This is a genomic window from Gluconacetobacter tumulisoli (genome assembly GCF_014174155.1).
Taxonomy (GTDB): Bacteria; Pseudomonadota; Alphaproteobacteria; order Acetobacterales; family Acetobacteraceae; genus Gluconacetobacter; species Gluconacetobacter tumulisoli.
In genome coordinates this window covers 1-10,110 of the sequence record NZ_JABEQM010000027.1, presented here as the reverse complement: position 1 = coordinate 10,110, position 10,110 = coordinate 1, and the positions used below count along the sequence as shown (strand labels likewise).

8 protein-coding genes are annotated in these 10,110 nt (G+C 66.4%); 2 read left to right on the top strand and 6 right to left on the bottom strand.

From position 1 onward, the window contains the following. The 3 genes from HLH28_RS17625 to HLH28_RS17615 form a co-directional block, all read right to left on the bottom strand. Positions 1-111, bottom strand: a 111-nt coding sequence (locus tag HLH28_RS17625) for an NAD-dependent epimerase/dehydratase family protein (RefSeq protein ID WP_182961913.1), incomplete at its 3' end; no start/stop codon positions are given. 476 nt (positions 112-587) lie between these two features. Beyond that, entirely contained in the window at positions 588-740 is a 153-nt protein-coding gene (locus HLH28_RS17620) for a DUF3309 family protein (protein WP_182961912.1), read from the bottom strand. A 124-nt stretch (positions 741-864) separates the two neighbouring features. After that, entirely contained in the window at positions 865-1,626 is a 762-nt protein-coding gene (locus HLH28_RS17615) for an AIM24 family protein (protein ID WP_182961911.1), read from the bottom strand. Positions 1,627-1,838: 212 nt separating this feature from the next. On the opposite strand from HLH28_RS17615, the gene HLH28_RS17610 reads away from it, so the two are divergent. Beyond that, entirely contained in the window at positions 1,839-2,000 is a 162-nt protein-coding gene (locus tag HLH28_RS17610) for a hypothetical protein (protein ID WP_182961910.1), read from the top strand. Positions 2,001-2,104: 104 nt separating this feature from the next. Here HLH28_RS17610 and HLH28_RS17605 read toward each other — a convergent pair whose 3' ends face one another. Next, positions 2,105-3,496, bottom strand: coding sequence for an NAD-dependent succinate-semialdehyde dehydrogenase (locus tag HLH28_RS17605; protein ID WP_182961909.1), 1,392 nt, complete (start codon positions 3,494-3,496; stop codon positions 2,105-2,107). Between the two features lie 240 nt (positions 3,497-3,736). Continuing rightward, on the bottom strand, positions 3,737-5,137 hold the full coding sequence (locus tag HLH28_RS17600) for an MFS transporter (protein ID WP_182961908.1): 1,401 nt from the start codon (positions 5,135-5,137) through the stop codon (positions 3,737-3,739). A gap of 762 nt (positions 5,138-5,899) precedes the next feature. Between HLH28_RS17600 and HLH28_RS17595 the strand changes: the two genes are divergently transcribed. After that, positions 5,900-8,521, top strand: a complete 2,622-nt coding sequence (locus tag HLH28_RS17595) for an EAL domain-containing protein (protein ID WP_182961907.1) — start codon at positions 5,900-5,902, stop codon at positions 8,519-8,521. 47 nt (positions 8,522-8,568) lie between these two features. On the opposite strand, the gene HLH28_RS17590 is transcribed toward HLH28_RS17595, so the two are convergent. Then, the gene (locus HLH28_RS17590) at positions 8,569-9,639 is read right to left on the bottom strand and encodes a nucleoside hydrolase (protein WP_182961906.1); all 1,071 of its coding nucleotides are present in this window, start codon (positions 9,637-9,639) and stop codon (positions 8,569-8,571) included. Between the last annotated feature and the right edge of the window lie 471 nt (positions 9,640-10,110).

Here is a 10,110-nt window from a genome sequence, read left to right as displayed (position 1 = left end):
CGCGTAGGTCAGGCAGTCCACATTGACCACCTCGTGCCCCGTAAACCCGATCAGACGGCGCACAACCGCCGAACCAATGAACCCGCAACCGCCCGTCACTAGAATCCGCATTGTTCGCTTACCGCCCTGGATCGATAATTGGCAGGCAATTTAATCCTGTTGATTACGGGAAGGCTGCCTGTCCGGCAATGACCTGGATCAGGGCCATGTCGAACAGGTGATTGCTCGTTGACGAGGATGCCCTGAGAGAGCGCCTGGAAATCCGGTCTGGCGCCGAACCGACGCACGTCTCCTGCGTGGCGGGCGGTGCAAAAGGCCGCTCTCGTTCACCAGCCCATATGTGCAAAGGGTCCCGGGAGCCGGCGATGCCCCTCGCATCGGGCGATGCGAGGGAGGAGATCGTGACGGCAATCTCCTCGTCTCGACCATGGTGCTCCGGCGGACTTCGGCGTGGCCGACACACGCAGGATCCTTGGCGGCGGTCGCCAGGCGGGCCGGCCGGATCGTAATCAAACTGGATCCGCCGACATCTGTGCCGTGTTCCATGATTGGCCGAAAAATGTGATCCCCGACGTCCGGTCAGGGTGTTAAAGTCGTCCCAACAGGATCAGGATCAGCAGAATTATCAGGATCAGGCCCAGGCCGCCGGACGGGTAATAGCCCCAGCCCGTGCTGTACGGCCATGACGGCAGTGCCCCGATCAGCAGTAGCACGACGACGATCAGCAGGATGGTGCTCATGATGGCTTCCTTCGTTCCGGTCCGGTAGGCTCGGCCCCCCGGACTCGGTCAACGAACGGACGCGCCACCGGTTCATTGCGTACCGTTGCGGCGTGGCTGATGAACCCGCGATTCATGCCCCCGCTTACTTCCGCACATGACGGATCAGGCCTGACACGGCGGCCCCCAGCAGCGAGCCCTCGGCCGTCGCGGTCACGCCCTCCATGCCCAGATAAGGGGCCAGCGCATGGGCCAGGCCTGGCGCGGTCAAGGTCTGCAGCCAGACCCGGCCCGGCCCGGTCAGGCGGGCCAGGAAGAATCCGTCGCCACCGAACAGCTTGTTGCGGATGCCCGGCAGCATCGTGATGTCGAAGGACACCGTGTCCTCGAACATGCCGACCAGGCCGGGATGGACGTCCACCGCCTCGCCGGGCGCCAGATCGTGGGGGATCACCTCTCCGCCCAGCATCGACCAGAACATGCCCTGGCCCGAGACCTTCTGCAGGCGAAACCCGTCCCCGCCGAAGATCCCCGCCCCCAATGAACGCTGGAACGCCAGGTCCAGCGTCACTCCGGGGGTCGCGCACAGGAAGCCATGCCGGTGCACCAGCATCGACCGTCCGCCGCCGACCGCATGTTCCACGATGGCACCGGGAATCTTGGCCGCGAACGCGACCAGGCCCGGGCCGCCCCGGGCGGTAAATTCGGTCATGAACAGGCCGCCGCCGGCCAGCGAGCGTCGCATCGCACCGAAAAATCCGGCATTGCCCGCACCGGACGTCGTGGTGGCGAGATCGACATTGGGGGTCTTCCAGGACAGTTCGCCGGTTTCGGCGATCAGGCGCTCGCCGTCGTCCAGCATCACGCGCAGGACAGGAAGGGTCGTGCCGGCGATCGTGCTGCGCATGGGGGGTCCTTGCCGCGCTGGCAGAATGAGTAGAATGACCCGTATCCTGTCGTCTCGCGCCGTACGTGCCTATCGGGAAATGCGTTCCGGGATGCGGTCGTGGCGAAAGCCGCGTCGGGCACGATGTCCGCCACATTTCGGTGAAGTCCCGAAAACCGAGAACGCGCCCCCTGCCGCCGCGTTGAGGATGTCATGGAGCACAGGAGGCTGCCATGACACAGACCTTACCCCAGGGGCCCGAGACGTCCGAACCGTTCCGCACCCATCACGAACGCAGGACGGCCGTGGTCGCCTTCCTGATCGTCGTCGGCTTTCTGGCGGCCATCGTCCTGGGCTGCGCGTTCATGCCCACGATTCCGCTGTATCATTTCTAGGGCGCTGCCGGGGAACGTCTGCGGGTGCCTGAAGCCGGGCAGGATGTAATGTGTCCGGGTCGGTCGCGTTCAGGTCCTCATGACCTGAACGCGACCGACGCGTCCTAGAACGGCGCGTCGATATCGACGACGTCGATCAGCTTGTGATTGACGAACTCCTTGATGCCCAGGCCGATCAGTTCGCGTCCGAAGCCCGAACGTGCGATGCCGCCGAACGGCAGGTCGGCCTTGACCATGGTCGGATGGTTGATGAACACCATGCCGGTCTCGATGCGTTTCGCCACCTCGACACCGCGCTTCGTGTCCGCGGTGAAGACCGAACCGCCAAGCCCGTACGGGGTGTCGTTGGCGATACGGATCGCGTCCTCCTCGTCCTTCGCGCGGAAGATCATCGAAACCGGACCGAAGAATTCCCAGTACCGGGCGGGATTGTCCCCGGTCAGGCCGGTCAGGATCGTCGGCTGCAGGAACGCGCCGGTTTCCGGGACGCGGGGGCCGACCTCGGTCGCGGTCGCGCCATGGGCGACCGCCTTGGCGATATTCTCGCGCAGTTCCTCGACGGCGCCGGCCGAGGACAGCGGGGCCAGCGTCGTCTCGGCCGCGAACGGATCACCCGCGCGCAGCGCCGCGACACCTGCGGTATAGAGTTCCAGGAACCGGTCATAGACCGCGTCGACGACGATCAGCCGCTTGGACGACACGCAGACCTGGCCGCCATTCCAGTGGCGCCCGAACACCGCCCATTTCACGGTCTTTTCAAGGTCGGCATCCTCCAGGACGACGAAGGCGTCGGCGCCGCCCAGTTCCATCGTCGCCTTCTTCAGGGCGCGCCCCGCCTGCGCCGCGACCACCGAACCCGCGCCTTCCGACCCGGTCAGTGCCACGCCGTGCACCCGCGGGTCGTTGAGGATCAGTTCGACCTGCCCGCGCGTGGCATACAGGTTGCGGAACGCGCCATCCGGCAGCCCGGCCCGCTTCATCAGCGCGTCGAAGGCGGCGGCGCTCTGCGGGACATTCGATGCATGCTTCAGCAGGACCGTATTGCCCGCCGACAGCTGCGGCGCGATGATCCGCGCGATCTGGTAATAGGGGAAATTCCACGGTTCGATCGCCAGCAGCACGCCCAGCGGCTGGTGCACCAGCATGGCGTCGCCCGAGCGCGGATCGGACACCGGCAGTTTTTCCGGCGCCAGCAGGGCTTCGGCATGTTCGGCGTAATATTCGAAGATCTGCGCCGACAACTCGACCTCGGCCTTCGCCTCGGCGAACAGCTTGCCCATTTCCAGCGTCAGCAGGCGGGCGAAACTCTCGACCTCCTCACGCAGGATCCCGGCGGCCTTGCGCATGACGCCGGCGCGCTCGGCGAAGGCGGTTTCCCGCCAGGCCAGGAATGCGGTGTGCGCATCCGCCAGGGCCGTCTTCACTTCATCGTCCGTCGCCGAGGGGAAGGTCGCCAGAACCTCATTCGTATAAGGGTTTTTTGAGGTATAACCCATTGTAATTGCCTTTATGTCGTCAAAAGAACACCGAGCGGACCCCTCCCCGGGGCCCATCCGGCCGTCGCCGCCGCACGGCCCACATTCAGTGTTAGTGCATGGTCGCCTTCTTTTCCATGGCTGTCGGCGGATCCGGCCAGCGCGCGCCGGCGGACATATTCCGAAATCCCGGCGACCGACTGCGCGCCATCGTCCTGTCGACGTACGGGGGACGCGGCACGGCGCCCCCCAGACGGACCGTCAAAGGATGTCGTGATGGTCCTGCAGGTCGCGATTGATCGGGTCGGGAATAAAAAAGGTCGCGGCGACGGTGATCGCCGACAGCACGAAGACATAGGCACCCAGCCAGACCCAGGCCGGATGGCCCGGATGGGGCAGGCCGGCATGGTGCTGCGCCACCTTGCTGATGATCAGCGACCCCACCAGCGGGGCGATGCCGCCGGCGAACACTGCGGAGATCTCGCGCGTGGCCGCCACGCCGCCATAGCGGTGGCCCATGCCGAACATTTCCGGCAGCAGGGCCGCCTGGGCGCCATACATGCCGTTGTTGCCGATGCCCCAGCCGATGCTCATGGCGATCACGCACGCGATAAAATTGCCCTGCCCGAGGATATACCAGACCGGGAAGGCCGACAGGCCCTGGATGATCGCGGCGGCGCGATAGACCCGCACCCGGCCGAAACGGTCGCCCAGCGTGCCCCCCAGCATGATGCCCAGGCCGCCGACGATGGTGGCGCTCATCAGCACCGCGGTGCCGGTGCGCCCGTCGACGCCCACCGCCGTGACCAGGTAGCTGACCGACAGGGCCTGATAGATCGACGCCCCGCCATTTTCCGCCATCCGCAATCCCATGCCGAAGAAGATGGTCCGGCCGGAATTGCGGAAGAACTGCCTCAGGGTCAGCTTCTCCAGCGCGTGATGGCTTTCCATCTCGGTGAAGGCAGGGGATTCCTTGAGGTGCATCCGCATATAGACCGCGATGACCAGGATCACGATGCTGAGCAGGAACGGCACCCGCCATCCCCAGCCCTGCACGATGTCCGGATGGGCGGCGATGGCGAAATAATACACGCAGGCGGCGACGAACGATCCGGTCTGGATGCCCAGCAGCGGGATCGCGGCGTAGAAGCCACGCTGGCCGCGGGGCGCGAATTCGGTCATCATCACCGATGCCCCCGCCTGCTCCGCCCCGGCCCCCAGCCCCTGCATGATCCGCAGCAGCACCAGCAGGACCGGTGCCCACATGCCGATGGTGGCATAGGTCGGAATCAGCCCGATGCAGGAACTGGCCACGCCCATCAGCGTCACCGTGAACAGCAGGACGAACTTGCGTCCGTACCGGTCGCCCAGCGCGCCGAACAGCAGGCCGCCAAACGGCCGCACCGCGAATCCGACGAAATAGGTGCCGAAACTGGCGATCAGCCCCACCGTCGCCCCATGGTGGGGAAAGAACAGCGGTCCCAGCACCAGTGCCGAGGCCAGGCTGTAGAGCGCGAAATCATAATATTCCATCGCGCTGCCCAGCGCACATGTCCAGGCCGCCCGGCGCAGGTCGGTGATCGGGACGCGATGGTCCGCAACGGCGGGCGCCGCGCGGGCCGCGAGGACAGAGGGGGTCGGTTGTGCGGTTGTGCCGGTCATGGCCGTGCGCTCCGACATGCGGGGGGTACGGCGCCGAGGGCGGGGGGATGGGAGTGCTGCAAGTTGACCTCTGCGGGGGTTTTACCCCTCGTCTTGGTGTTGAAACGCCGGAACCGGTCGTTTTGTGTGCAACATGGCGCAGATGCATTGGTTCCCCAATGGCTTGCATCGGGAACGGTCGGCGGCCCGGACGCATGCAGGAATGGCGGCGTTCCAGGGAACGCCGCCGAGGTGGGGCCCAGAGATTATTGTTCAAAATGGATGTGTAAAAATCGTCCGCCGGCGCCGCAAGGAACGTTCCCGGACGTCGCGGCGTTCACAACGCGATCATCACGAAATGGAAAACAGGATCCGGTGGTTCTGCCAGCGGTTCCGTCGAACAATGCCGGCTGGACCGGTCGCTTTTTGTTTCGTGACGACAAAGTAATGAGTAGAGTGACGGCGCCTGCCGCGCAGGGCGGTTCGTTCCATATTCGTGCGTTTTGCACGCATGTTGCGGGGCAGCGCCGGGCGGCGTGGATCGACCTGCCATGTATTGTGTTATATCACCTTGGATCAATACTTGACGAATGGCTGCCATGTGTGGATTTCAGAGGGGCTCCGACTATTTGAAGATTGCGGCCGGTAAAAAATATGTCATAACGTCGCTTCGTTTTCAGTTGGTCGGGCAGGATGCCCGATGCCGTCGACGCCGTAATCCACGCTTGGGACTGCCTGGCGCGTGCGATATGGCACGGCGGTAGGCAGGGGCAGGAGGTGGCGATGTCCGACAGACCGTCGTTCGATCGACCATCGCCCGAGGCGGCGGTACTGGACGCCATGGCCGGTGGCGTCATCCTCGTCGACGGCGCGGGACTGGTCGTCTTCGTCAATGACGCGGCGGCGCGCCTCGGCGGCTGGCGGCGCGCCGACTGGCCGGGCCGGGCCGTCCAGACCCTGTTGCCGGGGGTGGACACGACCCCGGACGGCATGGCCCGCGAAATCCGCCTGGCGCGACGTGACGGCAGCGATCTGTGGCTGGAACTGATCGTGACCGAGGCCGCGGCTGCGGCCATTGTCACGGGGCCCGCGCGGGTCATGACCCTGCGCGACATAACCGGCGACGTCCAGCGGCGCGAGCGGGCGCAGCGTTTCGCCAACATCGTCCGGCGCACCGATCGCGGGGTGATGATCCTCGACGCCATGGATCGCATCACCTACGTGAATCCGGCGTTCACCCGCATGCTGGGCTATGACCTGCATGACGTGGCCAATCGCGACATCTCAACGATCCTCTCGGGGCGAGAGGACGACATGGCCGCCCTGCGCGAATTCCGCACCAATCTGCGGAGCCGCCGCGGATTCGATATCGACCTGCGCGCCACTTCCCAGTCGGGGCGGGAGATCTGGCTGTGCACGTCGGTCACGCCGATGCACGACGACGAGGCCAACGGCGCGAACGCGGGCGAGACCATCGTCATCCTGGCCGACGAGACCCCGTCGATGGAGCTGCGTACCCTGCGTCACGACGTGATGGCGGCCCTGACGGGTGCGATGGGCTTCACCGAGATCATGGAGTTCATCTGCCGGCGGATCGAGGCAGTCGCGCCGGACGCCACGGCCTCGATCATCCTGGTCCAGGACGACCGGACGGCCTGGATGGCGGGCCGGGCTTCGTTGCCCGAGCGGATAGCCGAGGCGGTCGACGGTATCCGCGTCGGGCCGATGGTCGGGTCGTGCGGCGCGGCGATCCATGACGGACTGGAAATCCTGACCACGGATATCGACGCCGATCCGCGCTGGACGCCGGAACTGCGCGCCCTGATGCGGCCGTACGGGCTGGTGGCATGCTGGTCGGTGCCAATCCGGCTGCGTGACGGCACCGTGGCCGGCAGCCTGGCCCTGTATTTCCGGGCGCCGCGCGAACCTTCGCTCTGGCACCGGCGGGTGGTCGATGCCTGCCTGCTGCTCTGCACCCTGGCCGTGGAGCAGGAACGCGCACGCGCGCGGATCGCGCAGCTGGCGCATTACGACGCGGTGACCGGCCTGCCGAACCGCGCCTGGCTGCGCGACTATCTGGGGACACGGGCGCTGAAGGCGGGCTGGTGCGGCATGACCCTGATGTCCGTCGATATCGACCGTTTCCGCGCCATCGGCGACGCGCTGGGCCAGGCGGCGTCGGACGAGATCCTGCTTGGCGTGGCAGGGCGGCTGAAATCCGTCCTGGGGGCGGGTGACCTGCTGACCCGGACCGGGCAGGACGAATTCACCATCGTCACCGGCTGTGGCCTGACCCCCGGCAGCCGGGGGTGCTGCGTGGAGGGTGACGGGCTCCTGGCGGTCGATCACGCCTCGTCACTGGCGGGCACCGTCCTGCGGACGATGGCCGACCCTTTCGTTGTCCGGGGCATGCCGATCAATTCCACCGTCAGCATCGGAATCTGTGCCGGCCGGGAAAAAGGCCACACGGTGGACATGGTGCTGCGGCACGTCCAGATCGCGGTGTCGCAGGCGCGTGATGCCGGGCACAATTGCTATCGCTTCTTCAGTTCCGAAATGAATCGCAGGGCGCAGGATCGCGTGATCCTGGCTTCGGCCCTGGTCGACGCCCTGGCGGCCGGCCGCCTGACCCTGGCCTACCAGCCCCAGGTCGAGCCCCGGACCGGGATCGTGCGCGGGGTGGAGGCCCTGGCCCGCTGGCACGATCCCGACCAGGGCGACATCGCGCCCGCGCGTTTCATCCCGCTGGCCGAGGAAAGCGGCATGATCGAGGCGCTGGGCGAATGGGCACTGCGCACGGCATGCCGCCAGATGGCGGCGTGGATGGAGGCCGGCGTGGACATCCCGGTGGTGTCGGTCAACCTGTCGGCCCCGCATTTCCGCGATCCCAGCCTGCCCGGGGTAATTGCGGACATCCTGGCGGAGAGTGGTGTCCCCCCCCATCGCCTGACGGTTGAAATGACCGAGAGTACGATGATCGAGGATCATGACCGCACCATCGCCGCCGCCCGGGCGATCCGTGCCCTGGGTGTCGGCCTGTCGATGGATGATTTCGGTACCGGCTTTTCCAGCCTGGCGAACCTGGTCAGCCTGCCGTTGAGCGAGGTGAAGATCGACCGCAGCTTCCTGATCGGGCTGGAGAGGACGGGCGATGTCCATTCCGTCCTGACCGCGGTGATCCGCATCGGCCACAGCCTGGGCATCACCGTGGTGGCCGAGGGGGTGGAAACGAAGCGGCAGCTCGAATTGCTGGACGCCCTTGACTGCCAGGTCGTCCAGGGCTTCCTGATGTCCCGGCCGATGAATGCCGAATGCGTGCCGTTCTGGCTGCAGACCTGGCGGCACGCCCGCCACGCCCCGGCCGTGAACGATGCTTCGGCGGCACGCCTCAGGGCGGTGCCCTGAAACCCGCCAAAGGCGCCGGCCTTTGGGGCCGGTTTATTTATCCATGATCAGGGTTGGCCGGTCGGGCCTTTCGCCTGGATGTCGCCTCCGCGCAGTGCGGCGAACACCAGCGCCTTGAACCGGGCGGCGTCGGCGTCGGCGCACATCGTGACGTTGGGCGGCCGGCCGCTGGTGTCCAGCTCGTCCACCACCATCATGCCGCGCGTCAGGTCGCCCTGGATTTCGATATCCGCCGCACGGGGCAGCATCAGCGTGCCGATGGTCGGATCGATGGCGACCGCCACGGTCAATCCGTCGGGTTCGTTGGGACCGGCCATCTTCTGGTGCTGCTTGCAGAAGGCGCGGCGCATGCGGCTGATCCGCAGGAAAAAGCGGCTGAGATCCGTCTCCATGGCGGCGATGCGCGCGAAATCGCCGTCATCGAGCACCGAGGCCCGGACGCTGGCGTCGAATCCCACCGACGTCAGCCGTGCGCCCGACCGCAGGACGATCCGTGCGGCCTCGGGGTCGACCCACAGATTGTAGGTCGCGGCAGGGGTGACGTTGCCGTGGAAATCGTGGAAGCCGCCCATGAACACGATGTCGCGCACCAGATGCGGCAGCTCGGGGTCGCGCAGGAACGCCATGGCGACATTGGTCAGGGCGCCCAGGGCAATGATGGTGATCTCGCCGGGATGGCGGCGGACCAGGCGGATCATGGCGTCGACCCCGCCCTCGGTTTCGGGTTTTTGCATCGGCGGGGGGAAGTTGCTGTCGCTCATCCCGTCATGGCCATGGATCCAGGTCGCGGTCCGATGCGTCTCGCGCAGCAGCGGGCGGGCGGTGCCGGGATGGACGGGAAAGCGCCCGCCGGCGCCCGCGACCTGCAGCGTATACAGGGCATTGCGGACTTCCTGGTCGAATTCGACATTGCCGACGACGATGGTGATCGCCTCGATCGTCAGGCTGGGCGCGTTCAGTGCCAGCAGCAGGGCCAATGCGTCGTCGGTCGCGGTATCGGTATCGATGATGACCCGCCGGGGCGCCGGCATGGAATGGGCCGGGCGGGAAGGGCGCACGCCGGCCGCAAGGCCGCCGCCTGCCGCCAGGGCCAGAAGGGATCGCCGGAGAAGGGGCATCGTGGGGTGGGGTCCTTGCTGGTTGCGCGGGTCGAACGGGGCCGCTCCGCAGGGGCGTCCCTGTGTTTGGCATGGAGGGGCGCCGATGGACAGGGCGAGGCATCCCCGGCCGCCGGGGGGCAGCGGAGCGGGCGCGATACCCGCCTTTTCCGGCGGGCGACTGGCGGTCGTCCGGGCCGTGGCATGTCATAAAAACTTAATTGCGCCGTCCGACCTGTCCGATTGAAGCATGCAGGGGTCGACGCTATGGGTGGTGGAATACAGACGGCATCGGGAATGGACGTATGCAACGGATGCCGCGGGCCTCGGGCCGGGACACGGGATCTCACTCTCATCAGGCGACATGCCGCCATGGTTAAGGGGGACGCGATTTTCGCGACGATGGTGCGCGGATGCGCGCTGTTGATCCTTGTGCTGATGGGTGGGCTGATTGCGGTTCTGGCGTGGGGCGGGGCGCAGGCGTGGGGCGTG

Bases quoted from the DNA above. Each gene is read 5' to 3' on its own strand.
- HLH28_RS17600 (WP_182961908.1), bottom strand. From the start codon at position 5,137: ATGACCGGCACAACCGCACAACCGACCCCCTCTGTCCTCGCGGCCCGC.
- HLH28_RS17610 (WP_182961910.1), top strand. From the start codon at position 1,839: ATGACACAGACCTTACCCCAGGGGCCCGAGACGTCCGAACCGTTCCGC.
- HLH28_RS17590 (WP_182961906.1), bottom strand. From the start codon at position 9,639: ATGCCCCTTCTCCGGCGATCCCTTCTGGCCCTGGCGGCAGGCGGCGGC.
- HLH28_RS17620 (WP_182961912.1), bottom strand. From the start codon at position 740: ATGAGCACCATCCTGCTGATCGTCGTCGTGCTACTGCTGATCGGGGCA.
- HLH28_RS17595 (WP_182961907.1), top strand. From the start codon at position 5,900: ATGTCCGACAGACCGTCGTTCGATCGACCATCGCCCGAGGCGGCGGTA.
- HLH28_RS17615 (WP_182961911.1), bottom strand. From the start codon at position 1,626: ATGCGCAGCACGATCGCCGGCACGACCCTTCCTGTCCTGCGCGTGATG.
- HLH28_RS17605 (WP_182961909.1), bottom strand. From the start codon at position 3,496: ATGGGTTATACCTCAAAAAACCCTTATACGAATGAGGTTCTGGCGACC.